This is a genomic window from Microbulbifer magnicolonia, from assembly GCF_035117725.1.
Classification (GTDB): Bacteria; Pseudomonadota; Gammaproteobacteria; order Pseudomonadales; family Cellvibrionaceae; genus Microbulbifer; species Microbulbifer magnicolonia.
In genome coordinates this window covers 54,627-79,485 of sequence record NZ_JAYEFD010000003.1, presented here as the reverse complement: position 1 = coordinate 79,485, position 24,859 = coordinate 54,627, and the positions used below count along the sequence as shown (strand labels likewise).

Genomic DNA, 24,859 nt, shown 5'->3' with positions numbered 1-24,859 from the left:
TTGCGATTAGCTCCTGAATCATGAGTCACCCCGAAAACGTCCGCTCCCTCAGCGCCCTCGAAAGCCAGATCGCCCAGTGTATGGGGCGGGATCGCGATCGCCTGCGCAAAACGCTCGACAGCGCGCGCCGGCGGCTGAAGGAGGGCAAGCCGGCGGACCGCATGCTGGCGCAGCTGGGTGAGCAGCTGGAGGCCTCAAGGGCGCTGGTGGAAGCGCGCCGGCAGAAGCTGCCGGCAGTGACCTGGCCGGAGGGGCTGCCGGTGGTGGCGCGGCGCGCGGAGATCGCCGCGCTGATCGATCGGCACCAGGTGGTCGTGGTCGCCGGCGAGACGGGTTCCGGCAAGACGACCCAGCTGCCCAAGATCTGCCTGGAGCTCGGCCGCGGCATCGCCGGTCAGGTGGGACACACCCAGCCGCGGCGCATCGCCGCGCGCACCGTGGCCAACCGCATCGCCGAGGAACTGCAGCAGCCGCTGGGAGAGAGTGTCGGCTACCAGGTGCGCTTTACCGACCACAGCACCGAGCATACCCATATCAAGCTGATGACCGACGGCATACTGCTGGCGGAAATCCAGCGCGACCCGCTGCTGCACAAATACGACACGCTGATCATCGACGAGGCCCACGAGCGCAGCCTCAACATCGACTTCCTGCTCGGCTACCTCAAGACCATTCTGCCGCAGCGCCCGGACCTGAAGCTGATCATCACCTCCGCCACCATCGACCTGGAAAAGTTCTCGCGGCACTTCGACGATGCGCCGATTATCGAGGTCTCCGGGCGCACCTACCCGGTGGATATCCACTACCGGCCGCCGGCCGACAGCGACGCGGACCTGAACCAGCAGGTAGTCGCCGCGGTGGAGGAGCTGCTGCACGAGGAAAAGGCCGGCGGCCGGAGCGGTGGCCGGCATCCCGGTGGCGATATCCTGGTATTCATGAGCGGCGAGCGCGAGATCCGCGAGTGCGCCAAGGCTTTGAGGGACGCGCAGATCCCACAGCTGGAAATACTGCCGCTCTACGCGCGCCTGAGCCTGGCGGAGCAGGCCAGGGTATTTCACGGCCACCGGGGCCGCCGAATCGTGCTGGCCACCAACGTCGCCGAGACCTCGATCACCGTGCCCGGTATCCGCTATGTCATAGACCCGGGTACGGCGCGTATCAGCCGCTACAGCTACCGCAGCAAGATTCAAAGGTTGCCGGTGGAGGCGATTTCCCAGGCCAGCGCCAACCAGCGCGCCGGCCGCTGTGGCCGCGTCAGTGCCGGCGTCTGCGTGCGCCTGTACGAGGAGCGCGATTTCGAGCAGCGGCCGGAATTCACCGATGCGGAGATACTGCGCACAAACCTGGCCGCGGTCATCCTGCAGATGCTGCAATTGCGGATCGGCGATATCCGCGATTTTCCCTTCGTCGATCCGCCGGACCAGCGCCTGATCAACGACGGCTACAAGCTGCTGCAGGAACTGCAGGCGGTGGACGGCAAGGGCAGGGTGACGCCGCTCGGCCGCGCCCTGTCGCGGCTGCCGCTGGATCCGCGCCTCGGCCGCATGCTGATGGCGGCCGCCCCCGGAGCAGCGGGTAGAGGGAACGACTGTCTGCGCGAAGTGCTGATCATCGTCAGCGCGCTGGCGGTACAGGATCCGCGCGAGCGCCCGGCGGAGAAGCGCCAGGCCGCCGACGAGAAGCACCGCCAGTGGCAGCACGAACAGTCCGATTTTCTCTCCTACGTACAGCTGTGGGATGCCTTCGAGGCGCAGCGCCAGGAACTCAGCCAGAACCAGCTGCGCAAGTGGTGCCAGAAAAATTTCCTGTCCTGGCAGCGCATGCGCGAGTGGCGGGACATACACCACCAGTTGCGCCTGGCCTGCCGGGAAATGCAGCTGAAGGAGAACCGCGAGGCGGCCGACGAATCCACCAGCTACGACGCCGTGCACCGGGCCATAGTGTCTGGACTGCTGGGCAATATCGGCGTGCGCGACGAGAACAAGGAGTTTCTCGGCTGCCGCAACCGCCGCTTCCACATCTTTCCCGGTTCCGGCCAGTTCAAGAAACCGCCGCGCTGGGTGGTGGCAGCGCAGCTGCTGGAAACCAGCCGCCTGTTCGCGCACACGGTGGCGAAGATAGAGCCGGAGTGGGTACTGGCGGCCGCCGAGCACCTGGTCAAGCGCAATTATTTCGAGCCGCACTACGATGCCCGCGCCGGGCAGGTGATGGCGTTCGAGAAAATATCCCTCTACGGCCTGGTGCTGGTGGAGAAGCGCCGCATCCATTACGGCAAGCTGGATCCGCACACCGCACGCGAAGTGTTCATTCGCCAGGCGCTGGTGGAACAGCGCTACCGCGGTAAGGGCAGGTTCTTCAAACACTACACGGATCTGCTGCGCGAACTCGAAGACCTGGAGGCCAAGTCGCGCCGCCGCGATATCGTCGTCGACGACGAGGTGGTTTTCCAGTTTTTCGACGAGCGCTTGCCGGCGGACATCGTCAACCTGGCCGGTTTCGAGCACTGGCGCAAGCAGGCGGAGAGCAGCGATCCGCAGCTGCTGTTTATTCCGCGCGATCTGCTGATGCAGCAGGGTGCCGAACATGTCGGCGAGGCGCAGTTTCCGGACGAATTGCCGGCGGGCGGGATAGTCTTTCCGCTCAGCTATCACTTCGAGCCCGGCAGTGTCGATGACGGTGTGAGCATTCGAGTGCCGGTCGGCGCCCTGCACCAGGTGCCGGCGGCGCGGCTGTCGTGGCTGGTACCGGGTGTTCTGCGCGACAAGTGTATTGCGCTGATCAAGGCGCTGCCGAAACAGTGGCGCAAAGTGTTCGTCCCGGTGCCGGCGGCGGTGGACAGGGCGCTGCCGAAACTGATCGCGGACAATACGCCGCTGTGGCAGTCGCTGGCGCGGGAGCTCAAGCGGCAGACCGCCCAGGAGCTGCCGGACGCAGCCTGGGAATCCGCGGAGGCATCGCTGGAGGACTTCTACCGCTTCAACATCCAGGTACTGGACGAAGAGGGGCAGCTGCTCGACCAGGGCCGCGATCTGGCGCTGCTGCAGGGGCGCTATCGCGACCGGGTACAGCGGCAGCTGGCCAGCGCCGGCGACGGCTTCGAGCGCGCCGACATCACCAGCTGGGATTTCGGCGAACTGCCCGAGACACACACACTGCAGCAGGGCGCGATCAAGGTGCGGGCCTACCCGGCACTGGTCGAGGGCAAAGACAGCGTATCGCTGAAACTCCTCGACAATCCCGCCGAGGCGCGGCGGCTGTCCCGCGCCGGCATCTGCCGTCTGGCGCTGCTGCACCTGCCCGAACCGGTGAAATATCTGCGCAAGGAACTGCTGCGCGGCAAGGAGCTGGGTCTTTCCGCCGCGGATCTCGGCCGGCGCGAGGAGGTGGCCGATGACATACTGCTCGCCGCCGCGCGGGAAGTTTTCTGGCCCGACGAGCGGTGGCCGCGCAGCGAAGCCCAGTTCCTTGCAGCCCTCGCCGAGAGGAGTGGCGAGCTGGTCGGTGTCGCGCAGGAGATAGCGGAACTGCTGGTCAAGGCGCTGGCGCAGCTGGTACCGCTGCGCAAGCAGATCAAACAGCAGAAAAACCTGGCGGTCGCCATGGCAGTGGGGGATATACAGCAGCAGCTCGGCGGACTCTTCTATCGCGGCTTCCTGTTCGATACGCCGCTGGAGTGGCTGCGGCAGTATGGCCGCTACCTGAAGGGCATAGCGCTGCGGCTGGAAAAGGCGGCGCTGGACCCGAACCGGGACCGCAAGCTGCAAGTGGAGTTCCACCGGGCGGCCGAGCCGTACCAGGCGCTGGCGGAGCGCTACGCTGCGAGAGCGCTGGCCGCCGAGCCGCAACTCTGCCAGTACCGCTGGATGCTGGAGGAGCTGCGCGTATCCCTGTTCGCCCAGACCCTGAAAACCCTGATGCCGGTGTCCGGCAAACGCCTGCACAAGCTCTGGACCGAAATAGAGCAATCCGCCATGACCATCTCGTCGTAAACATTGTGGAGCAGCGGCAGTTACGGCGCCCGGGAAATTTTTCCGCCGGCGCTGTAATAATTCCGCGCCTGCGGCGACGAAGTGGGTAGAGAAGGGCGCGTACGGGCACCCTGTCTCAACGCGTGACTGGTTTTTCCGCCGACGCACTATACTCGCCGGAGGACCAGCACGCCTAACGTGCGTCGTTTATTACTAAGGATATTGATCAGGAGAGCTTTTATGAACAAGAAACATCTTTCCCCGGTAGCGGCGGCCGTCGGCGCGGCTTTTCTGGCTTCCGCTGCGATGACTGCTTCCGCGGCTGTCGGCAGTGCCGGCAACGCGGCCAACCCCTTCGCGGCAGAGGAGCTGTCCTCCGGATACAACCTCGCCATGCAGGAAGAAGAGGGCAAGAAGGAAGAGGGCAAGAAAAAAGAGGGCAAGTGCGGCGAAGGTAAGTGCGGCGAAGGCAAGAAAAAGGAAGGCAAGTGCGGCGAAGGTAAGTGCGGCGAAGGCAAGAAAGAAGGCAAGAAGAAAGAAGGTAAATGCGGCGCTTAATCAAGCACTAGCGGAGGGGCGGCACTGGTAAGTGCCGCACCTTCGATACTTAGGCAAAAATAATTTATGAAAGAAGCAGCCACCCGAGCGCTCCCGGTTGCCGGTGCCGGTCTCGGCCTGCGCCGTTCGATGATCGGGGAGCAGCTGCCGCCCGAGGCCGTGGACTTTCTCGAAGTGGCACCGGAGAACTGGATCGGTGTCGGCGGGCGCTTCGGGCGCTGGTTCCGCAGCTATACCGAGCGTTTTCCGTTCGTCATTCACGGCCTGTCGCTGTCCATCGGTGCGCCGGCGCCGCTGGATCTGGATCTGGTCAGGTCCATCAAGGCATTTATGCGCGAGCACGATATCCGCTGCTACAGCGAGCACCTGAGTTACTGCTCCGACCACGGCCACCTGTACGACCTGCTTCCGATTCCCTTCACCGCCGAAGCGGTGCACTACGTGGCCGAGCGCATTCGCGTGGTGCAGGAACTGCTGGAGCAGCGCATCGCGATGGAAAATGTCTCCTACTATGCCGCGCCCGTCGTTGACGGCGAAGCGGCAATGAGCGAGCTCGAATTCCTCAATGCGGTCCTGCAGGAGGCGGATTGCGACCTGCTGCTGGACGTCAACAATATCTATGTGAATTCCATCAACCACCGCTACGATCCGCTCGAGTTCCTGCGCGGTCTGCCCGGCGAACGCATTCGCTATGCCCATGTGGCGGGTCACTACGACGAGGCGGATGACCTGAAGGTGGATACCCACGGTGCGCCGGTGATCGACCCGGTGTGGCAACTGCTCCAGCGGGCCTATGAAATCCACGGCCCGCTGCCGACGCTGCTGGAGCGCGACTTCAACATACCGCCGCTGCCGGAGCTGCTGATGGAGGTGGAGCGGATCAGGGCCGTGCAGGCCAGCCGCTCGGCGGAGGCGAACTATGCCCACGGCTGTCGATAGACCGCGGAAGTTTCAGCTTTTGCAGCGGGCTTTTGCCGCCCATCTGCGCGCGCCGGACCGCTGCGCGCCGCCGCCGTCCATCGAGGACCGGCGCATGGGGATCTACCGCGACCTGATCTACAACAATATCGAATCGTTCATTGCCGGCGGGTTTCCGGTGCTGCGCAGCCTCTTTAGCGATAGCGACGGGGCCGGTGGCGACGAGCGCTGGCATGAGATGGTGCGCGACTTCGTCTATCGACACGCGTCCCGAAGCCCCTACTTCCTGCAGATCAGCGAAGAGTTTCTGCACTATCTGCAGCACGAGCGCGGCCCGCGGGCCGGTGATCCGCCCTTCCTGCTGGAACTCGCGCACTACGAGTGGGTCGAACTGGCGCTGGATGTCAGCGAGGCGGAGATGCCGTCGGGGCTGCTGCAGGACGGCGACGTGCTCGAGCGCGTGCCCGTAGTATCGCCGCTGGTGTGGAGCCTCAGCTACGCCTTTCCGGTGCACCGAATCGGCCCGGCTTACCAGCCCCAGGAGCCGCCGCCGACCCCGACGTTCCTGCTGGTCTACCGCGACCGCGACGACGAGGTGGGCTTTATGGAGATCAACGCGGTCACGGCCCGCCTGCTGCAGCTCGCCGAGGGTGGGGAGTCCAGCGGGCGCCGGCTGCTGGAGAAGCTGGCGCAGGAAATGCCACAGGGTATGCAACAGTCCAGCGGCGATGAACTTGTCGAGTTTGGCCGGCAGTTGCTGGAAAAACTGCTGCGGTTGGGGGTTATCGCCGGCCTCAGGCACTAAAAGGCTATTGAAAAAGGCCTTCCATGGCCTTTTTCAAGCCGGGTTTGCGGCGCATGTCCGTAAACCCTCCACGACAAATCAAGCACTTACGTGCTCGATTTTCGGCCCGAACCTCCGTGTTCGGGTTAGCGGGCAGGCTGTTGAAAATGAGTGTTTCAACAGCCTGCCCGCTAACCCTTGCCGAAAACTCGCACATTCTTGGCCTATACCAGCTGCTATGCTGGCGAGGGTGGTTTACGCGATGTGGGGGCGTTAGAATCCGTGCACTTTGAAGCTAGGTAGAGAGGAGAGGGTTTTGCTGGGACGCACAGTTATCTCGCTCTGGTTGATTACGGCGACACTGGCCGGCATGCCGGCGCTGTCGTTAGCGGCACAGGATCCATTCGCGGAGTCGGAACAGGAAGTTGCGGCGCCACAAGAGCCGGCCGGAAACAGTGAGACCACCGACAGCGAAGCGGCGCAGCCGCAAGAAGGCGGCGATCCATTTGCCGAATCCGCCGGTGATACCCGTGAGACCTCGACGCTCGAGGAGGAATACGGCTTCGATCCGGCGGAGGAATTTGCCAGCGACGAAGAGCCGGCCGTGCGCGATCCCTGGGAGGGGGTCAATCGCGCGATCTTCCGTTTCAACGACAGCGCCGACCGCTGGGTATTGAAACCCATTGCGACCAGTTACCGGCAGGTTACCCCGATCTTCTTGCAGCACGGGATCACCAATTTTTTCGGCAACCTGCGCGAAGTCACCAATACCTTCAACAGCACGCTGCAGGGCAAGTGGGGGCAGGCCGGTAACGACGCGGGCCGTTTCGTCGTCAACACCACCGTTGGCGTGGTGGGTCTGTTCGACGTGGCCCAGCATATGGGCCTGGATCCCAGTGACGGCGAGGACTTCGGCCAGACTCTGGCGGTCTGGGGCGTGCCCTCCGGCCCCTACCTGGTGTTGCCGTTTATGGGGCCCTCGACAGTGCGCGATGTGCCCGGCCAGGTAGTGGACTGGTATACCAATCCGCTCACATACATAGAGCACGATCAAACGCGTTACGCATTCAAGTTTACCGATCTGGTACAAACCCGCGCCAGCCTGCTGAAGGCCGAGTCACTGCTGCAGGGCGATCGCTACGTCCTGCTGCGGGATGCCTACCTGCAGCGGCGCGAATACCTGATCAAGGATGGCGAGCTGGATGACGATTTCGGTGGCGAAGAGGATGATTTCGGCGCCGATCAGGAAGAAGATGCCGAAGAGGATGCCGGTGGCGATCAGGAAGATGAATTCGGCTTCTGATTCACCGGCACACCAGCAACCTATCAAAAGAGCCACTACCAGAGCCACTGCATGGCCGGCCGCAGAAGCCTGTTACTGATTGAAGAGGAACCGCGCGCCCGCGACTTTGTCCGCGGAGCACTGTCGCGCCTCGGATTCCAGGTGGTGGTGGCGCAGAACGGCGTGGAGGGCATCGGCCAGTTTGCCCCGAGTCTGTTCCAATTGGTGATCACCGACCTGCACCTGCCGGATATGGGTGGCCTGGAAGTGCTGCGCAAGATCAAGCAGATGTCACCGGATACGCCGGTGGTCGTGCTCGCATCCGACAGCGAGGTCAGCGATGTGGTGCAGGCGCTGCGCCTCGGCGCCAGCGACTATCTGCTGAAGCCGATTGAGAGTGTCGAGGTCATTGACCACGCGGTCTGCCGCATCACCAACGCGGAAACCCTGGCACAGCAGAACCGCGAGTACCGCGAGACGCTGGAGCGGCGCAACCGCGAGCTGCGCGACCATGTCGAGGTGCTGCAGCGGGACCAGCAGGCGGGGCGGCTGCTGCAGCAGCACCTGCTGCCCCGCACTCCCTACCGTTACCCCGGCGGCATCGAGGCCGCCTACCGGCTGATCCCGTCCCTGTATCTCAGCGGCGACTTTATCGACTACGGCCTCTTCGGCGAGCGCTTCGTCGCCTTTTACCTGGTGGATGTCTCCGGCCACGGGGTTTCCTCGGCGCTGGTCACCGCGCTGATCAAGCACAGCATCATGCACCTGCTGCGCGAGCGGCCGCTGTTTGCGCAGCTCGACTCCCTCGACAGCGACCTGCTCGATATCCTCAGCCTGATCAACCGGGAGCTGCTGTCCACCCGCCTCGGCAAGCACGCCAGCATGTTCGTCGGTGTGATCGACGGCCCCGCGCGGCAACTGCATTACGCCGTCGCGGGCCAGATACCCATGCCGGCCCTGGTGACGGCCAACGGCGCCGAGTGGCTGCCGGGCAAAGGGCGCCCGCTGGGGCTGTTCGAGCAGGGCGACTGGCAGGTCATTTGCACCAAGCTCCCCGCCAGCTGGCGGCTGGTCACCTGTTCGGACGGCGTGCTGGAGCTGCTCGAGGGCGATCTGCTGCAGAAAGAGGCCCAGCTGCTACAGGCCATCGACAAGAGCCGCGGCGACCTGGAAAGCCTCTGCACCGCGCTGCATGTGGACACTTCGGAGGCACTGCCGGACGACGTCACGATACTCACCCTGAGACAGGGCTGAGTCGCGCGTTTACGGCGCACTGCGCCGTGCGCGACTCAGCGGCCCGCCAGGGATGGCGGGGCCGGGGCCGGATCGAAAGCACGGCGTTGCGCCAGGGATGGCGGGCATACGCTTTCCGACGGCTCCCTGCAGCGGGGAGGTAATATTGTGACTATTCGGTCCCCCCATTGCCGACTTTGGCACCCTTGCCAGCCCTGGCGGGCAGGAGTAAGCTCCGCCCACTTTACGCACAAACCTGGACGACGGCATTACCCGGCCGCCGGCGGTTGTGTTCTCCACAAGTGAACTTTCGCCATCTGCTTGCGTGCAGTACTTGCCGCAGTGCGGATGTGCCAGAGGTTTTTATGCAGTCCGGGCAGATTATGGTTGGGGCCCACCAGGGCATCTACGTCATCAAGCTGGTTGGTGATGTGCGGCTCAACCTGTGCACCTCCTTCGATAACTTTATCGACAACATGTTTGCGCACGACGACTTCACCGATGTGGTGTTCGACCTGCACAGCGCCGAGGGTGTCGACAGCACCACGCTGGGACTGATGGCGAAGATCGCCATTCGTGCGCTGGAGCGCGGCTGCCAGAAACCCCTGGCGCTCTCTGCCGACGACGGTATGCGCCACCTGCTGGATGCGATGGGCTTCGACGCGCTGATTGAAGTCAGCGATGAGGAGCGCGATTACGGTGCCGAGACCAAACCGCTGCAGTGCAAGACACCGGATGAATATTCGGCGCGGGAAAAAGTGCTGGAAGCCCACCGCGTGCTGATGAGCATGAACGAACAGAATGCGGAAACCTTCCGCGATCTCGTCCACACCCTGGAACTCGAGTGCGAGCCGATGCTGAAGCCCTCGGCGCGGATGCACTGACTTTTTTAATGCGGAATGGTGAATGCGGAATACGCGTTCCGGCGCCGCGCATATCTGCTGAAATCGTGGGCGCGCCTAATCAGTAAGGTGCGCCGCGCGCACCACTTGAACTAAGTTCTGCGCAGGCACCGCCTGTTCCGCATTCATGAAGTGCGTCCCTGCACTTCACCCGCTTCGCGGGCAGCCTTCGGCTGTGCAAATCTGCTCCCGGCAGATTTGTCATCATTCCGCATTCCGCATTTCCCTCGCCTCGGCCCGCGCCCGCGTAAAGAGCCCGTGGGGCAGGTAGATCAGTTCCGCCACCCGGCGGATCAGGTGCTCTTCGAACGCCTCGATCACATCGTCCGAAAACGCCACCTGCCACATCTGGCGCACCAGTAAATACTTGTCTTTCTCGTCGAACTGTTCGTTCACCGTTTGCGTGAATTCATACAGCGACGTGGCCCGTTCGCGGTGGGCGAGCGCCTCCGTCACCAGCTCCCGGGCGGTTTCGGCATCCAGCCGGTAGTGCTGTTGCAGCAATCGGGTGAGGGTTTCCTGTTCGCGGGGGTCCAGCGCGTGGTCCACCGTGGCGACCTCGGCCATCAGCCCGGCGCTGATCATGCGCACGTCTTTCTCGTCGCGCACCTCGAGATCGGCGCCGCTGGCGATCTGCTCGAACAGCTTACGGATTTGTCGCAGCATCGGTTTCCCTGTGCCCCATCAACTGGCCCTGGAGCAGCAGCTCCAGGCGCTCCTGATCCTGTACGAAATTGCGGATACCCTCGGCCAGTTTTTCCGTGGCCATGGCGTCGCTGTTCAGCTGGTAGCGGAACTCCGCCTCGCCCTGGGTGCGCGCCGCGCGCGGCTGGGTGTCTACGCCGGTCGGCAGCCCACGCGCGAGAGACCCCGTGTCCTCTTCCAGTTCCTGCAGCAGCTGCGGACTGATGGTCAGGCGGTCGCAGCCGGCCAGGGCTTCGATCTCGCCGGTATTGCGGAAGCTGGCGCCCATGACGATGGTGTCGTAGCCGCGGGACTTGTAGTAATGGTAGATGTTGCGCACCGACAGCACGCCCGGGTCCTCCTCCGCGCCGAAGTCGTCGCGGCCGCTGTTGGCCTTGTGCCAGTCGAGAATGCGACCGACAAAGGGCGAGATCAGCGTGACGCCCGCCTCGGCGCAGGCGACCGCCTGGCAGAAACTGAACAGCAGGGTCAGGTTGCAGTGAATGCCCTCGCGCTCCAGTACCGCGGCCGCGGCGATGCCCTCCCAGGTGGAGGCGACCTTGATCAGCACCCGCTCCCGCGGCACGCCCGCCTGGTCGTAGAGCGCGATCAGGCGGCGCGCGTAGTCGATGGTGGCGCGGGTATCGAATGACAGGCGCGCGTCCACTTCGGTGGAGACCACCCCCGGCACCAGCTGCAGAATTTCCGCACCGATGGCCACCGCCAGTTTCATGGCCGCCAGTTGCGCAATTGCCGCATGGTTGTGAGGGTCGCGATGGCCGTGATGGCGCTCGGCCCAGGCCAGTGACTCCGCGATCAGCTCGCGGTACTGCGGCAGCTGCGCCGCCTTGAACAGCAGCGATGGGTTGGTGGTGGCGTCCTGCGGTCGGTAGCGGCGAATGGCCTCGATATCGCCGGTGTCCGCCACCACCTGACTGCGCTGCCTGAGTTGTTCCAGCTTGTTCATTCCATTCCCTCGATTTATAGACGTTCCAATAATCTCGTACCCGCCCCCTGTAGGAGCGGCCCATGGCCGCGACCGATCCACCAGCCCTGCACAGCCGCGCCTTCGTCGCAGATCCGCCTCACTCTCCGGTGCGCACGGCGCACCCTACGAATCTACACGCCGCCCCCGTAGGAGCGGCCGTTGGCCGCGATCGATCCACCAGTTCTGCACAGCCCTTCGTAGCAGATCGACCTCACTCTCCGGTGCGCACGGCGCGCCCTACGAATCTGCACACCGCCCCTGTAGGAGCGGCACTTGGCCGCGATCGATCCAATTCAATACCCACCGATGGCGGGGTTATGCCCCGCAAGCCGAGCTGGGGCTCGGCGCTCCCGGCTACGCCGCCTGGGTCACCAGCGCCAGCGCCTGTTCGACAACTTCCGGCCCCGCTCCTTTCCTGTGCGCATTCTCACTCAGGTGGCGGCGGAAGCGGCGTGCGCCCGGCAACCCCTGAAACAGCCCGAGCATGTGCCGGGTGATATGGTTCAGGCGCTGGCCGCGGCCCAGCTCCCGCTCGATATAGGGCAGCATCTGCTCGGCCACCCGGATCGCGTCCGGGCCGGGTTCACCGTCGAACAGCTCACTGTCCACCCGCGCCAGCAGCGCCGGGGTCTGGTAGGCCGCTCTTCCCAGCATAACGCCATCGACGTGACGCAAGTGTTGCCGGCACTCCTCCAGGGTGTTGATGCCGCCGTTGAGCACGACTTGCAGCTGCGGGTAGTCCCGCTTCAGCTGGAACACCATATCGTAGTTGAGCGGCGGAATTTCCCGATTCTCCTTCGGACTGAGGCCATTCAGCCACGCCTTGCGCGCGTGCACGATAAAGGTGGTAACACCGACGGCGGCCTGGGCCTCGACAAAGCGGGTCAGGCCGGCGTAGTCCTCCATATCGTCGATGCCGATGCGGTGCTTCACCGTGACCGGAATCGCGACTGCCGCGCGCATGGCCGCCAGCCCCTCGGCCACCACCTCCGGCTCCGCCATCAGGCAGGCGCCGAAGCGACCGGACTGCACCCGGTCGCTGGGGCAGCCGCAGTTCAGGTTGATCTCATCGTATCCCCACTGCTCAGCGATGCGCGCACACTCGGCCAGCTCGCGCGGATCGCTGCCGCCCAGCTGCAGGGCCAGGGGATGTTCCGCGGCGTCGAACTGCAGGTGCCGCTCGCGGTCGCCGTGCAGTATCGCGCCGGTGGTTACCATCTCCGTGTACAGGCGCGCGTTTTTACTAAACAGCCGCCACATGGTGCGGCAGTGCCTGTCGCTCCAGTCGAGCAGAGGGGCGGTGCAGAAGCGGTGGGACAGGGGATCGGACATAGAACAGCGGCCGGGGCGAACACCGAAATCAAAAGACCCGCGCATTATAGGGGATGTGCCGGAGATACCCTAAGGTTGGCCATGGTTGTGGTTTGATGTGGGAGCCCGCCATGCGGGCGATTCTCTCAAAACGCGGAAGGTGATCGCCAGCATGGCTGGCTCCCACGCAGGTTAAAGATTCCGCTCCTTCTCCGACAGGCTGCTTTTGGCACTGCGCGCAATCAGCTCGCCGTCGGGCGACTCGGCCGCCTCCAGCGTCGGCCGCAATTTCTTCACTATTCTGTGTGCGGTGACCCGATAGCTGGTGAGCTTGCCGCCGGCCACCGCCAGTATGCGGGGAGCCTTGTCATTGTCGCAGCAGAGCAGCGTCTCCCGCGGCCGCGCAAACGGGCTCTGCTCCATCTTCGGCAGGACCCGCAGGCCGGCAAAGCTGTCGAGGATATCCTGGTCCTGCAGCGAGCGGGTCTGGGGGAAATAGCGCTGCAGGGTGCGCAGCAGGTAGCCTTCCTCGTCGATGGTCGGCACCACATCGCGGGGATCGCCGCAATAGCTGCGCTCGGTGGTGCCGACCAGGGTCTTGCCCCGCCAGGGCATCACGAACACGGCGCGGCCGTCCTCGGCCTCCACATAGAAAATCTTCTCGCCCAGTGACAGCGGCAACAGGATATGGGTGCCGGCCACCAGGTCGATCGGCGGCAGCGGCAGGGCGGGCGTACAGCGGGCGTTGGTGCTCTCCACCCAGGGGCCGCTGCAGTTGACCAGCGCGCGGGTGCGCAGGGTATTCAGCTGGCCGTCGGCCACATAGTCCACCCGCACGCCGTGCGCCGTCAGCTCGGCGCCCACTAAACTGCCGGGGCAGATCAGCTGGGCGCCCTGGGTAATCGCGGACTCGATGACATTGCGGGTCAGCGCGGCGTCGTCGGTCTGGGCATCGTAGTAGCGATACACCGCCACCAGGTCGTCGGTACTGAGGCCGGAGAGATGGTCCCATTCGGATTTGCGCAGCGCGCGGAAACGCGAATAACCGCTGGTCACCCCGGACAGCAGGGCGTAGAGGGTGAGCCCCAGGCGCACCAGCCAGGCCGGCCGCTTGCTGTAGCGGTAGACGGGGATATAGAAGGGCACCATACGCACCAGCTGGGGCTTGTTCTCCAGCAGCCAGCGCCGCTCGCGCAGGCACTCGTAGACCAGCTGGAACTGGCCGCTCTCCAGGTAGCGCAGACCGCCGTGGATCAGCTTGGAAGAGCGCGACGATGTGGCGGCGGCGATGCCCAGCTGCTCGAGGATGACCACCCGATAGCCGGCCTTTGCCAGCGCCTCGGCGGCCCCGGCGCCCTGGATACCCGCACCGACGACCAGGACATCAAAATCCGTAGACATCGCTGGCTTCCCGGGAGCGCATCAGCAGCGGCAGATTACCGGTCAGGATGTGGTGGGCACCGCGCGCGCGCCAGCGCACCGCCTCCTCGGCGGAATTGATCTCGTACACCACCCACTGCCAGGGCCCCGGCGGCAACTCATCGCGCTCGACATGGCTGTCGCAGATCAGCAGATAGTCCGGCGCCAGGGTGATGGCATCCGCCGACAGGCACCGGGCGACGCTGTCCATCTTCAGCCCCACCCGGTGGCAACCGAGATTGCGCGCCATCCGCAGGCTGCGGTTGTCCCTGGTCAGCAGCGCGAAGGAGTCGCACTCCCTGCGCATCAGATCCACTACGGTTTCCACCACCAGCGCTGCGCCCATCTTGGCGAGGCTCACTTCTGACAATTCGATAAACCAGTCCAGATGACGGTGGCAGCTGGCCCAGTCGACCAGCTGGATAAAAGTGTTGATGGACAGCTGGCGCAGTTCGCGGTCCCGCATCTCGTGAAACGGGCGCTCCGCCCCGGCCCTGGGCGACCAGATGGTGTCGCTGTGAAAGCACCAGGGCGTGCCGTCTGCGCTGAACCGGACCTCCGCCAGGATCGCACAGGCCCCCAGACTGTGGGCGGCCTCGAAGGCGGCGATCGTGTTTTCCGGTTGGCGAATCTTGTCGCCGCGGTGCGCAATCAGCATGAGAGTCGGGTCCGGATAGTTGGCGTTATTGTCATCTTGACGCGAGTGATAGGAAGCTCGCAGATCCTCTGAATCCAGCGCCGGCGCGAGAGGCCGGTCCTACTGGAAAAATAGCCTGTGGCGGTGATGTTGCAAGGCGGAGTGGCGATGTTGTAAGCCGGAAATAAACCCGTGAACTTCTTAGTCGCGGGCTCCCGCGATAGCGAGGGAAGCCCGCTCCCTCGGCGCATCGAATTAACGTCCCACTTTTTCTTTCTGGCGCACCCTCAAGCCTGCTGCCGGCCCGCCGATAGACACGCTAGAAGCAGCGTATGCAATTAGCGGAGGGACACCGGTGGTGTTGATATTTCTCGGGTTCATTATTGTCACCCTCTCGGTGTTCGGCGGCTTTTCACTGTCCGGCGGGCACTTGGGGCCGCTATATCAGCCTATGGAAATATTAATCATTGTGGGGGCGGCACTGGGGTCTTTTATCGCCGGTAACAATGGCAAGGCGATCAAGGCCACCCTGCGCACCCTGTCCAGGCTCAGGCGTACCGCGAAATACGATAAAGACACCTACATGGACCTGATGGCGCTGCAGTACAAACTGCTCAGCAAGATGCGCCGCGAGGGTGCCATAGGAATCGAGAAAGATATCGAAAGCCCGGAAGAGAGCACCCTTTTTTCCGAACATCCGCGCATCCTCCGCGACCCATTGATTATGGGGTTCGTCACCGATTACCTGCGCCTGATGGTGAGCGGCAGCATGGACCCGCTGGAGCTGGACGAGCTGATGACCCACGAGATAGAGGTTTTCGAGCACGAGGCCCGCATTCCCGTCGACGCCCTTCTCAAGGTGGGAGATGGCCTGCCCGCCTTCGGCATTGTCGCCGCAGTGCTGGGAGTGATGAAGGCACTGGCCTCGGCGGAATCCGGTGTCGCTGAAATCGGGGCGATGGTCGCCCATGCACTGGTGGGCACCTTTCTGGGCATTCTCCTCGCCTACGGCTTCGTCAATCCCATGGCCAGCCGTATCGAGCGGCAGGTGCGGGAGGCGGTGAAGATATTGCAGTGCATTCGCGTCACCCTGCTGGCCAGCCTCAACGGCTACGCACCGCAGCTGGCGGTGGAGTTCGGCCGCAAGACTCTGGATACCGCCGAGAGGCCCACTTTCGGCGAGCTCGAGGGCCATGTGCGCTCTGGCGTGTCCCGCGCGTGATGCCGGTGAGCAAGGTCGAACGCCGAATTGTCATTCGGCGTCCGCGCAGTAGGCAGAAGGGCCACCACGGCGGGGGCTGGAAGATAGCACTGGCGGACCTGATGACGGCACTGATGGCGCTGTTTCTGGTGCTGTGGATGATCTCCACCGCCTCGCCGCAGGAATTGCAGGGACTGGCGGAGTACTTCCGCACCCCGTTGGCGGTGGCCCTCAGCAACGGCGACCGGGACAGCGCCAGCATCAGCGTCATTCCCGGCGGTGGCCCGGATCCGGCCCACGCCGACGGTGAGCGGGCCCGGGTGGATCTACGCACTCAGCGGCTCCCCGACGAAGTGCGCCGCAGCCTGCTCGAATTGCGCCACCGTATAGAGACGGTGATAAAGGCGGACCCGGAGCTGCGCGATCTGCACGAGCAGATGCGGTTCGAAATGACACCCGAGGGCATGCGCATCCAGCTGCTGGATACCGAGAGCCGGCCCATGTTCCGACTGGGCAGTGACCAGGTTGCGCCCTATATGCGCGACCTGCTGCGCACGCTGGCGCCGCTGCTCAACGAGCTGCCCAACCGGGTGACTATCAGCGGCCACACCGACAGCCTGAACTACGCTGCCGGCGACGCCGGTTATAGCAACTGGGAACTGTCCGCCGACAGGGCCAACGCCTCGCGTCGGGAGTTGACAGTCGGCGGCCTGGACAGCGCCAAGTTAATGCGCGTGATCGGCATGGGCGATCGCGTACCGGTGCCGGGCAGCGCTCCCGGCGACCCGGTCAACCGGCGAATCACCTTAACGGTGCTCAGTGAGCAGGCGGTGGCTCGGATTCTGGATTCCGGCCGCCCGCGGGTACTCCAGGCAGTGCGTGAGTGAAGATGGATATTACGGAATTCTACGACACCTTTTTTGAGGAGGCGGCCGAGCTGCTGGCGGAGATGGAATCACACCTCCTGGAGCTGGACGTGGACACCCCGGACGCGGAGCAGCTGAACGCCATCTTCCGCGCGGCCCACTCAATCAAGGGGGGGGCCGGCACCTTCGGTTTCGAGGCACTGCAGCGCACCACCCACCTGCTGGAGAACCTGCTGGATTACACCCGCCGCGGCGAACTGGCCCTGCGCCGCGACATAGTGGACATCTTTCTGGAGGCCAAAGACATGCTAAACGACCAACTGGATGCCTATCGCCGGGGTGCCGAGCCGGATCCCGAAGCGCTGGAGCGGATCTGCCAGACGCTGCGGTTGCTTGCCCTGGAGGAAATCGGCGAGGAAGCCGATGTGGGCGGCGGAGAACCGAAATCCATCCCCGCCGCTGTGGCGCAGTCGGCAGCCGAGCCAGAGAGTGTAACCACCGCCGGCCGCCGCTACCTGGTGGCCTTGCTCGGGGTGGCGGAAAAGGACCGCGAGCTGCTGATCGAGGAACTCGGCCAGCTTGGCGAGATAGAGCGGCAGTCCGTCAACGGCGACCGCTATGAGGTGACCCTGTCCACTTCGCTGGGCGGCGACGATATCGAGGCGGTGATGTGCTTTATCGCCGAGCCGGAACAGCTGGAGATCCGCCCGCTGGCCCGGGCTGAACCCGCCGCGGAGGAAAGCACCGCTGAGAAAAATGATCCACAACCGCAAGCCGGACAGGCACCGCAACAGAGCCGGGCTGTGGTGCCGGCAAAGGCCGCTGCCGTAGGCGGTAACGAGTCCACCTCTATTCGCGTTCCGGTGACCAAGGTGGATCAGATCATCAATCTGGTGGGCGAGCTGATCATTACCCAGTCGATGCTCAACCAGGTGGCGACGGAGTCCGGCGACCTCAAGGACGGCAAGCTTTTCAACGGCCTCAACCTGCTCACCCGCACCGCCCGCGACTTGCAGGAGGCGGTGATGTCAGTACGCATGGTGCCCATGGATTATGTGTTCAGCCGCTTCCCGCGCCTGGTGCGCGACCTGGCCAGTAAGCTGGGTAAGGAGGTGGAGCTGTTTACCGAGGGCAAGGCCACCGAACTGGACAAGGGCCTCACCGAGCGCATCATCGACCCGCTCACCCATTTGGTACGTAACAGCCTGGACCACGGCATAGAGACGCCGGAGCGCCGCGAGGCCGCCGGCAAGCCGCGCGGCGGCCGCCTGACCCTGTCCGCCCGCCACCAGGGCGGCAACATCCTGATCGAGGTGAGCGATGACGGCGGTGGCCTGAACCGCGACAAAATCCTCTCCAAGGCGCGCGGCAACGGTCTAGCGGTATCCGACAGCATGGCAGACGACGAGGTCTGGCAGCTGATCTTCGCCCCCGGTTTCTCCACCGCCGAGGAGGTCAGCGACGTGTCCGGCCGCGGAGTGGGCATGGATGTGGTCAAGCGCAATATCCAGGCCATGGGTGGCCATGTCGAGATCCTCTCCCAGCCGGGGCAGGGCACCACCACCCGTATTGTGCTGCCGCTAACTCTGGCCATTCTCGACGGCATGTCGATCCGCGTCGGCGGCGAGACCTTCATCCTGCCGGTGAGCGGGGTAATCGAATCCCTGCAGCCGCGCGCGGATGACCTCTATTCCATGGCTGGCGGCGACCTGTTGCTCAAAGTGCGCGAGGACTACCTGCCTCTGGTGGCCGTGCACCGCGCCATGGATGTACGCGACGCCAGCGAAGACCCGACCAGTGCCATTGCCGTGATAGTACAGGGCGAGGGGCGCCGCTACGCCCTGCAGGTAGACGAGCTGATCGGCCAGCAGCAGGTGGTGGTCAAGAATCTGGAAACCAATTACCGCAAGGTGCCCGGGGTGTCCGCCGCCACCATCCTCGGCGACGGCAGCGTGGCGCTGATTCTGGATATTGCCGACCTGCACCGCCTCAGCAAGAAAGAAAACCCCATATTCGGGTCGCGCGAGCAGGCCCGACCCCAAAAGGAGGTAGAACCGTCATGAGCAACGCCAGCGCAATGGATAACACCGCCGTCGACGGCGGTAACCGGGAATTCCTGGTTTTCTCCCTGGGGGAGGAGGAATACGCCATCGATATCCTCAAGGTGCAGGAAATCCGCGGCTACGACAATGTTACCCGCATCGCCAACGCCCCGGACTTCATCAAGGGCGTGGCCAATCTGCGCGGCGTGATAGTGCCGATCGTGGACCTGCGTATCAAATTCCGCCTCTCCAGGGCCGAGTACGACGAGCAGACGGTTGTGATAGTGGTCAATATTGCCGGGCGCGTTGTTGGCATAGTCGTCGACCGCGTCTCCGATGTGATGACCCTCGGCGGTGAGCAGATAAAACCGGCACCGGAGTTCGGCGTCGGCCTGCCGCTGGACTACATCGACGGCCTCGGCAACCTGGAGGAGCGCATGCTGGTGCTGGTGAATATCGAAAAGCTGCTTACCAGCGAGGAGATGGCGCTGGTAGAAGAGGCCGGGGAGTAGCTGCTCATGTGCAACAATCAGCCGGTCAGCGACCGGGAATACACCCTGCGCGACGATCACTTCCTGATCTCGCGCACCGACCTGCGCGGGAATATCACCTACGCCAACCCCGCCTTCGTGGAAGTCAGCGGCTACAGCCGCGACGAACTGATCGGCGCGCCCCACAACCTGGTGCGTCACCCGGACATGCCGCGGGAGGCCTTTGTCAATCTCTGGGACACCCTGAAGAATGGGGAGACATGGATAGGCCTGGTCAAGAACCGGCGCAAGAATGGCGACTTCTACTGGGTCAATGCCCACGTCACCCCTGTGGTCGAGGAAGGCCGCGCGGTGGGCTATGTGTCGGTGCGCCTCAAGGCCGACCGCGATGCCGTGGCCCGGGCGGCCGAAGATTACCGCGCGTTGCGCGAGAGCCGCGGCGGCCACCTGGCCCTCCACCGGGGACGAGTGCTGCGGCGCGGCCTGCGCGGCAGACTGCGCCGCCTCAGTGTCGCCTCCTTCAGGGCGCGCCTGGGGTTGCTGGCGGGCGCCGCAGTTCTGCTTCTGGCCGGCAGCAGTGCCCTTAGCTGGCGTGTCCTGGACGCGGCCGCGGCGGGGGAAGTCGCAACGGTTCTGCTCGGCGAGCAGCTGGTGCTGCTCGCCCTGGGTGCACCATTGCTCGCCCTGCTGGCATTTGCCGCCGGACGCGCGGTGCTGCTGCCGCTGCGCGACGCCGAGACCTTCACCATCCAGATAGCCGCCGGTAACCTGGGCGCACGGCCGCCGCAGTCGGCTCGCAGCGAGGCGGGCCGCCTGGCACATGCGCTGGACATCATGCGCCGGAGCCTCGCCAGTATCGTCGGCGAGGTCAACGGCAGTGTCGCCGTGGTCACCCCGGCGGCGCGCGAGATAGCCGCGGGCAACGAGGATCTGTCGTCCCGCTCCGAACAGCAGGCCGCCTCATTGCAACAGACCGCCTCCAGTATGGAGGAGATGACCGCTACGGTCGGGCAAAACGCGGATAACGCACGCCAGGCCAGTGGTCTGGCCGCAGACGCCTCCCGCGCGGTGCGGGAAAGTGGTGACGCCATTGGCCAGGTGGTGCAAACCATGGGCCGCATCACCGCCAGTTCGGAAAGGATGGCGGCGATCATCGAAACCATCGATGGCATCGCCTTCCAGACCAATATCCTCGCTCTCAACGCCTCGGTGGAGGCGGCCCGCGCCGGTGAGCACGGCCGCGGTTTCGCGGTGGTGGCCCAAGAGGTGCGCAACCTGGCCGGCCGATCCGCCGATGCTGCACGGGAGATACGCGGCTTGATTGACGGCTCTGCACGGGAGATCGACAGCGGCGCCGGTCTGGTGCGTCGCGCAGAGGGATCCATTGCCTCGGTGGTCGATGCCGTCGCCCGGGTCAGCGACATCATGGCGGAGATTTCCGCGGCCTCCGCCGAGCAGAGCGCCGGCATCACCCAGATCAACCAGGCGGTGGCGCAAATGGATGAAGTGACCCGGCAGAACGCCGAACGCGTCCAGTCCTCGGCCCGCGCCTCCGCGTCCCTGCAGGCGCGTGTCGAGCAACTCGCCCAGGCCGTCGCCGTATTCCGCTTGCAGGGCGCCGGTCGCGAGGAACTGCGCGCTGGCGAGACAGAGCGCGCGCGGCGCCTTTCATCTCCCGGAGCCGGTGCGCCGGCCAGGCTGACAGCGGAGTGACCGTCTTGACTTCGACTGTTTCCGTCCCCCTCCGCGCGCCCCGCAAGGGCGTCCCGCTGCAGCGGGATCTGGAGCTCACCGACGGCGATTTCGCCCGCATCCGCGACCTGATCGGCCAGTGTGCCGGCATAGTGCTTGCCGATCACAAACGCGACATGGTGTACAGCCGCATCGGTCGGCGTGTACGCCAGCGGGGATTGACCCGCTTTGGCGACTACCTGCTGGAACTGGAAAGCCGCATCGGCGGCCCCGAGTGGGAGGCCTTTACCAACGCGCTTACCACCAATCTCACGTCCTTTTTCCGTGAGGCGCACCACTTCCCTCTGCTCGTCGAACACTTTCGCGGGCGCGGCGGACCGGCGCGCGTGTGGAGCGCCGGCGCCTCCACCGGGGAAGAGCCCTATTCCATCGCCATGGCCCTGGTGGAGTCCATGGGCGAGGGGGCCGATATCCAGGTGCTGGCAACGGATATAGACACAGAGGCCCTGCAGCGTGCGCGCCGGGGCATCTACTCGCTGGAGCAGGTGCGCCGTCAGCTGGACGAGCAGCGCATCCGGCGCTTTTTCCTCAAGGGCAGTGGCAGACGCGCCGGCTTCGTACGCGTGCGCCCAGAACTGGCCGCGCGGGTGCGCTTCGAGCCGCTCAACCTGGTTCGAGGCGACTGGTCGACAGCTCAGTACTTCGACGCCATCTTTTGTCGCAACGTGATGATTTATTTCGACAAGGCAACCCAGGCGCGCATCCTGGAGCGTTTCGCGCCCCTGCTGAAACACGACGGCCTGTTGTTCGTCGGCCATTCTGAGAGCTTTTCCCATATCAGCGATCGCTTCCGCCTGCGCGGCCAGACGGTTTACATCAAGGCGTGAGAAAAGGACATCCGTCAGACCGTTGCAAAATCGTCTGCAAACGCCGGCTAAAGCGGCGCGCCCTGCTGCCGATGAATAGAAAGAGACGCGTCGCCAATGAGCGATGAGAAGGGAGAGCCGATCTTGCCAAAGGAAAAAATCAAGGTCCTGTGCGTGGACGACTCTGCGCTGATCCGAGGCCTGATGAGCGAAATCATCAACAGCCAGCCGGATATGGAAGTGGTGGCCGTGGCACCGGACCCGCTGGTTGCACGTGACCTGATCAAACGCCACAACCCGGATGTGTTGACCCTGGATGTGGAAATGCCGCGCATGGATGGCCTGGATTTCCTCGAGCGCTTGATGCGCCTGAGACCCATGCCGGTGGTGATGGTGTCCTCCATGACCCGCTCCGGCTCTGAGATCACCCTGCGGGCGCTGGAGCTGGGCGCAGTGGATTTTGTCCAGAAACCGGAGATGGGTCTCCGGAGCGGCATGCTCGAATACGGCGCCGTGATCTCCGACAAGCTGCGCGCCGCAGCCCGCGCCCGGCCGCGGCGCGCAGAGCGGCAGCGAGCCGTGGCGATGGCACTCAAACCGGTGATGGTGTCCAGCGAGAAGTTGGTGATTCTGGGCGCATCAACGGGAGGGCCTGAGGCGATCCGCCGGGTGCTGGAGCCGCTGCCGGCAAACAGCCCGGCGATACTGATCGCCCAGCATATGCCTGCGGGCTTCACCCGGTCCTTCGCCGAGAGACTCGACAGGCTCTGCAGTATCGGCGTCAAGGAGGCGGAGGACGGCGAGCGGATACTGCCTGGGCATGCCTACATTGCTCCCGGCGACCGCCACATGAAACTGGACCGCAGCGGCGCCAATTACCTGGTGAGGCTGGACGCGGGGCCGGCGGTCAACCGCCACCGGCCATCGGTGGACGTGCTCTTCCATTCAGCGGCGCAACAAGCGGGTCGCAACGCCATAGGCGTGTTGCTCACCGGCATGGGCAGGGATGGCGCGACCGGGCTACTGGCGATGCGCGAGGCCGGAGCGCCGACCTTGGCCCAAGACGAGGAGACGTCCCTGGTTTATGGCATGCCTCGCGAGGCCGCCGCCCTGGGGGCGGCCGAAGAAATCGTGGCGCTGGAGGACGTGGCCCCGCGCATGCTGGCGCTGGCCGCGGCCTCCGGGCGCGCGCAACGGTTATAGAAACAAGAATTGCTGCAGGACGGACGAGGAGGAAACGCCCCCCATGACAAAGCTGATCCGGAATCTCAATATCAACACCATAGTGGCGGGAGTGCTGGTGTGCTGCACCCTGCTGATGGGGGTCCTGGCGGCCCTGCGTATAACCACCAGCCAGATCGGGGAGGAGTCCATCCGCACCCTGCACCGGATCAACGTGCAGGAACTCCACGATATCTTCCGCGCCATCACCCTGCTCAACCAGGGGCGCATCGAGATGGACCTGGCTGCCGAGGAGCTGGGCGCCGGGCGCAAGCTGAGCGCGGGCAGCTACCTGGATAAGGCCGGCCCGCTGCTGGCGCGCGCCGGCGAAAAGTTCGCGGCCCTGGAGAAAGCCGGGGCCGCCGGGGCGGCGGAGGGCGAGTGGCAGGCATTCGACAAACTGGCCGCTGCCTTTCCTGAACTGCTGGGCGAGGTGCAGTCCCAGTACCAGATGCTGAAGCAGGACAAACCGGACCTGCAGGGCTATCGCGGGGTACAGGAGGACGTTGGCTTCCTCAACGACGATCTCAACTCAGCCCTGCTCGATTACCTGGACCGGGCGCGCGAAGACAGCGCCGCCATCATGGCCGACTTCCGCGATAGAAACGACGACTACGGCAGGATCAGCATCGCGGTACTGGCGGTCATAGTCCTGATTCTGACGCTCATCTATCTGCTGTTGCGCAATGCGGTGGTCAGGCCCCTCGGCGAGGCGGTGGAAAACCTGCAGCGCATAGCGCAGGCGGACCTGTCCCATCCGATCAGTGACCACGGGCGCAACGAAATCGGCAAGCTGTTCAATGGCATGCGCGAGGTACAGGACAGCCTCAGCGGCATCGTCATCCAGGTGCGCGCAGGCAGCAATTCCATTTTCACCGGTTCCTCGGAAATCGCCCGCGGCAACACCGACCTGTCTGCGCGCACCGAGCAGCAGGCAGCCTCCCTGGAGGAGACCGCCACCAGCATGGAAGAGCTCACTGCCACGGTGAAGCAAAACGCGGACAACGCGCGCCAGGCCAGCGGCCTCGCCAATGACGCCTCCGGTACAGCGACCCGCGGCGGCGAGGTGATGCAGCAGGTCTCCGCGAAGATGCAGGGCATTACCGAGAGCTCGCGCAAGGTGGCGGAGATCACTGGCATGATCGACTCCATCGCCTTCCAGACCAATATCCTCGCCCTCAACGCCTCGGTGGAAGCGGCCCGTGCCGGCGAGCAGGGCCGTGGTTTCGCCGTTGTGGCCGGAGAAGTGCGCAACCTGGCCGGCAACAGTGCCGACGCCGCGCGCCAGATAAAGGCGCTGATCGAAAGTTCCGTCAACGAAGTGGGGGAGGGCGCTGACCTGGTGGCCCAGGCCGGCGAGACCATGAAGGAGGTCGTGGTCGCGGTGAAGCGGGTCACCGACATCATGGACGAGATTTCCGCCGCCTCCCAGGAGCAGAGCAGCGGCATCGAGCAGGTCAGCCGTGCGGTCAGCCAAATGGACGAAACCACCCAGCAGAACGCGGCCCTCGTGGAAGAGGCCACCGCGGCGGCGGCGTCTCTGGAGGAGCAGGCCAGGCGCCTGGAGGAAGCGGTTGCGGTGTTCCGTCTCTCCGTAGAAGCGGGGTCCGGGGTGGCCACCCAGCAGCGCGACGAGGTGCAGTGCCCTGCGGCCAACGACACCGCAGAGTCCCGGGAAAATAGTGCCGCAGAGCGCGAGGCCGAGTCCGCCGCACCGGCAGAGGAGTTGCGCCGCGCGCCGGTGGCCGCCGGCGAAGACGAGTGGGAAGAATTTTAATCGACGACCTAGTGGGAAG

General features: G+C 64.5%; 20 protein-coding genes. 15 read left to right on the top strand and 5 right to left on the bottom strand.

All coding sequences use genetic code 11. The features are described from left to right. The first annotated feature begins 20 nt into the window (after nt 1-20). From hrpA to RRF64_RS15230, 7 genes are all read left to right on the top strand, one after another. A complete protein-coding gene (hrpA, locus tag RRF64_RS15260) occupies nt 21-3,989 on the top strand; it encodes an ATP-dependent RNA helicase HrpA (protein WP_323846776.1) in 3,969 nt (1,322 codons plus the stop codon). A 219-nt stretch (nt 3,990-4,208) separates the two neighbouring features. Further along, the gene (locus RRF64_RS15255) at nt 4,209-4,526 is read left to right on the top strand and encodes an HvfA family oxazolone/thioamide-modified RiPP metallophore (protein ID WP_323846775.1); all 318 of its coding nucleotides are present in this window, start codon (nt 4,209-4,211) and stop codon (nt 4,524-4,526) included. 66 nt (nt 4,527-4,592) lie between these two features. Beyond that, nucleotides 4,593-5,465 carry an HvfB family MNIO-type RiPP peptide maturase gene (locus RRF64_RS15250; RefSeq protein WP_323846774.1) on the top strand — a complete coding sequence of 291 codons (873 nt, stop codon included), beginning with the start codon at nt 4,593-4,595 and terminating at the stop codon, nt 5,463-5,465. Between the two features lie 19 nt (nt 5,466-5,484). Next, complete coding sequence (locus tag RRF64_RS15245; RefSeq protein WP_323846773.1) at nt 5,485-6,249, top strand: HvfC family RiPP maturation protein; 765 nt, start codon at nt 5,485-5,487, stop codon at nt 6,247-6,249. 295 nt (nt 6,250-6,544) lie between these two features. Beyond that, on the top strand, nt 6,545-7,531 hold the full coding sequence (locus RRF64_RS15240; protein ID WP_323846772.1) for an MlaA family lipoprotein: 987 nt from the start codon (nt 6,545-6,547) through the stop codon (nt 7,529-7,531). A gap of 51 nt (nt 7,532-7,582) precedes the next feature. Next, nucleotides 7,583-8,764 (top strand): PP2C family protein-serine/threonine phosphatase, encoded by a 1,182-nt coding sequence (locus tag RRF64_RS15235; protein WP_323846771.1) that lies wholly within the window; start codon nt 7,583-7,585, stop codon nt 8,762-8,764. Between the two features lie 344 nt (nt 8,765-9,108). Beyond that, entirely contained in the window at nt 9,109-9,627 is a 519-nt protein-coding gene (locus RRF64_RS15230) for an STAS domain-containing protein (protein WP_323846770.1), read from the top strand. 222 nt (nt 9,628-9,849) lie between these two features. On the opposite strand, the gene RRF64_RS15225 is transcribed toward RRF64_RS15230, so the two are convergent. From RRF64_RS15225 to RRF64_RS15205, 5 genes are all read right to left on the bottom strand, one after another. Beyond that, a complete protein-coding gene (locus RRF64_RS15225; RefSeq protein WP_323846769.1) occupies nt 9,850-10,311 on the bottom strand; it encodes a tellurite resistance TerB family protein in 462 nt (153 codons plus the stop codon). Then, nucleotides 10,292-11,296, bottom strand: coding sequence for a transaldolase (gene tal, locus RRF64_RS15220; protein WP_323846768.1), 1,005 nt, complete (start codon nt 11,294-11,296; stop codon nt 10,292-10,294). The genes RRF64_RS15225 and tal overlap by 20 nt, the downstream gene beginning before the upstream one ends. A gap of 375 nt (nt 11,297-11,671) precedes the next feature. After that, on the bottom strand, nt 11,672-12,649 hold the full coding sequence (gene dusA, locus RRF64_RS15215; RefSeq protein ID WP_323846767.1) for a tRNA dihydrouridine(20/20a) synthase DusA: 978 nt from the start codon (nt 12,647-12,649) through the stop codon (nt 11,672-11,674). 171 nt (nt 12,650-12,820) lie between these two features. Then, complete coding sequence (locus RRF64_RS15210; protein WP_323846766.1) at nt 12,821-14,029, bottom strand: glycerol-3-phosphate dehydrogenase/oxidase; 1,209 nt, start codon at nt 14,027-14,029, stop codon at nt 12,821-12,823. Continuing rightward, nucleotides 14,013-14,705 carry a glycerophosphodiester phosphodiesterase family protein gene (locus RRF64_RS15205; protein WP_323846765.1) on the bottom strand — a complete coding sequence of 231 codons (693 nt, stop codon included), beginning with the start codon at nt 14,703-14,705 and terminating at the stop codon, nt 14,013-14,015. Before RRF64_RS15205 ends, RRF64_RS15210 begins: the two co-directional genes overlap by 17 nt. Before the next feature lie 334 nt (nt 14,706-15,039). On the opposite strand from RRF64_RS15205, the gene motA reads away from it, so the two are divergent. From motA to RRF64_RS15165, 8 genes are all read left to right on the top strand, one after another. Continuing rightward, complete coding sequence (gene motA / locus RRF64_RS15200) at nt 15,040-15,906, top strand: flagellar motor stator protein MotA (protein ID WP_323846764.1); 867 nt, start codon at nt 15,040-15,042, stop codon at nt 15,904-15,906. A gap of 5 nt (nt 15,907-15,911) precedes the next feature. Then, entirely contained in the window at nt 15,912-16,772 is an 861-nt protein-coding gene (gene motB / locus RRF64_RS15195; protein WP_323846763.1) for a flagellar motor protein MotB, read from the top strand. 2 nt (nt 16,773-16,774) lie between these two features. Then, a complete protein-coding gene (gene cheA / locus RRF64_RS15190; RefSeq protein ID WP_323846762.1) occupies nt 16,775-18,814 on the top strand; it encodes a chemotaxis protein CheA in 2,040 nt (679 codons plus the stop codon). Then, entirely contained in the window at nt 18,811-19,305 is a 495-nt protein-coding gene (locus RRF64_RS15185) for a chemotaxis protein CheW (protein ID WP_323846761.1), read from the top strand. Before cheA ends, RRF64_RS15185 begins: the two co-directional genes overlap by 4 nt. 6 nt (nt 19,306-19,311) lie before the next feature. Then, nucleotides 19,312-20,997, top strand: coding sequence for a methyl-accepting chemotaxis protein (locus tag RRF64_RS15180; protein WP_323846760.1), 1,686 nt, complete (start codon nt 19,312-19,314; stop codon nt 20,995-20,997). 5 nt (nt 20,998-21,002) lie between these two features. Next, a complete protein-coding gene (locus tag RRF64_RS15175; protein ID WP_323846759.1) occupies nt 21,003-21,863 on the top strand; it encodes a CheR family methyltransferase in 861 nt (286 codons plus the stop codon). Nucleotides 21,864-21,986: 123 nt separating this feature from the next. Then, nucleotides 21,987-23,045, top strand: coding sequence for a protein-glutamate methylesterase/protein-glutamine glutaminase (locus RRF64_RS15170; RefSeq protein WP_323846758.1), 1,059 nt, complete (start codon nt 21,987-21,989; stop codon nt 23,043-23,045). Between the two features lie 43 nt (nt 23,046-23,088). Continuing rightward, nucleotides 23,089-24,840: a methyl-accepting chemotaxis protein gene (locus tag RRF64_RS15165; RefSeq protein ID WP_323846757.1), complete on the top strand. Its 1,752-nt coding sequence runs from the start codon at nt 23,089-23,091 to the stop codon at nt 24,838-24,840. Nucleotides 24,841-24,859: the final 19 nt, after the last annotated feature.

What these genes read in the sequence shown, in the direction of transcription:
- RRF64_RS15225 (WP_323846769.1), bottom strand. Translation starts at nt 10,311, where the DNA reads ATGCTGCGACAAATCCGTAAGCTGTTCGAGCAGATCGCCAGCGGCGCC.
- RRF64_RS15255 (WP_323846775.1), top strand. Translation starts at nt 4,209, where the DNA reads ATGAACAAGAAACATCTTTCCCCGGTAGCGGCGGCCGTCGGCGCGGCT.
- RRF64_RS15180 (WP_323846760.1), top strand. Translation starts at nt 19,312, where the DNA reads ATGTGCAACAATCAGCCGGTCAGCGACCGGGAATACACCCTGCGCGAC.
- RRF64_RS15210 (WP_323846766.1), bottom strand. Translation starts at nt 14,029, where the DNA reads ATGTCTACGGATTTTGATGTCCTGGTCGTCGGTGCGGGTATCCAGGGC.
- RRF64_RS15185 (WP_323846761.1), top strand. Translation starts at nt 18,811, where the DNA reads ATGAGCAACGCCAGCGCAATGGATAACACCGCCGTCGACGGCGGTAAC.
- dusA (WP_323846767.1), bottom strand. Translation starts at nt 12,649, where the DNA reads ATGTCCGATCCCCTGTCCCACCGCTTCTGCACCGCCCCTCTGCTCGAC.
- RRF64_RS15205 (WP_323846765.1), bottom strand. Translation starts at nt 14,705, where the DNA reads ATGCTGATTGCGCACCGCGGCGACAAGATTCGCCAACCGGAAAACACG.
- hrpA (WP_323846776.1), top strand. Translation starts at nt 21, where the DNA reads ATGAGTCACCCCGAAAACGTCCGCTCCCTCAGCGCCCTCGAAAGCCAG.
- RRF64_RS15235 (WP_323846771.1), top strand. Translation starts at nt 7,583, where the DNA reads ATGGCCGGCCGCAGAAGCCTGTTACTGATTGAAGAGGAACCGCGCGCC.
- tal (WP_323846768.1), bottom strand. Translation starts at nt 11,296, where the DNA reads ATGAACAAGCTGGAACAACTCAGGCAGCGCAGTCAGGTGGTGGCGGAC.
- cheA (WP_323846762.1), top strand. Translation starts at nt 16,775, where the DNA reads ATGGATATTACGGAATTCTACGACACCTTTTTTGAGGAGGCGGCCGAG.
- RRF64_RS15230 (WP_323846770.1), top strand. Translation starts at nt 9,109, where the DNA reads ATGCAGTCCGGGCAGATTATGGTTGGGGCCCACCAGGGCATCTACGTC.
- RRF64_RS15165 (WP_323846757.1), top strand. Translation starts at nt 23,089, where the DNA reads ATGACAAAGCTGATCCGGAATCTCAATATCAACACCATAGTGGCGGGA.
- RRF64_RS15250 (WP_323846774.1), top strand. Translation starts at nt 4,593, where the DNA reads ATGAAAGAAGCAGCCACCCGAGCGCTCCCGGTTGCCGGTGCCGGTCTC.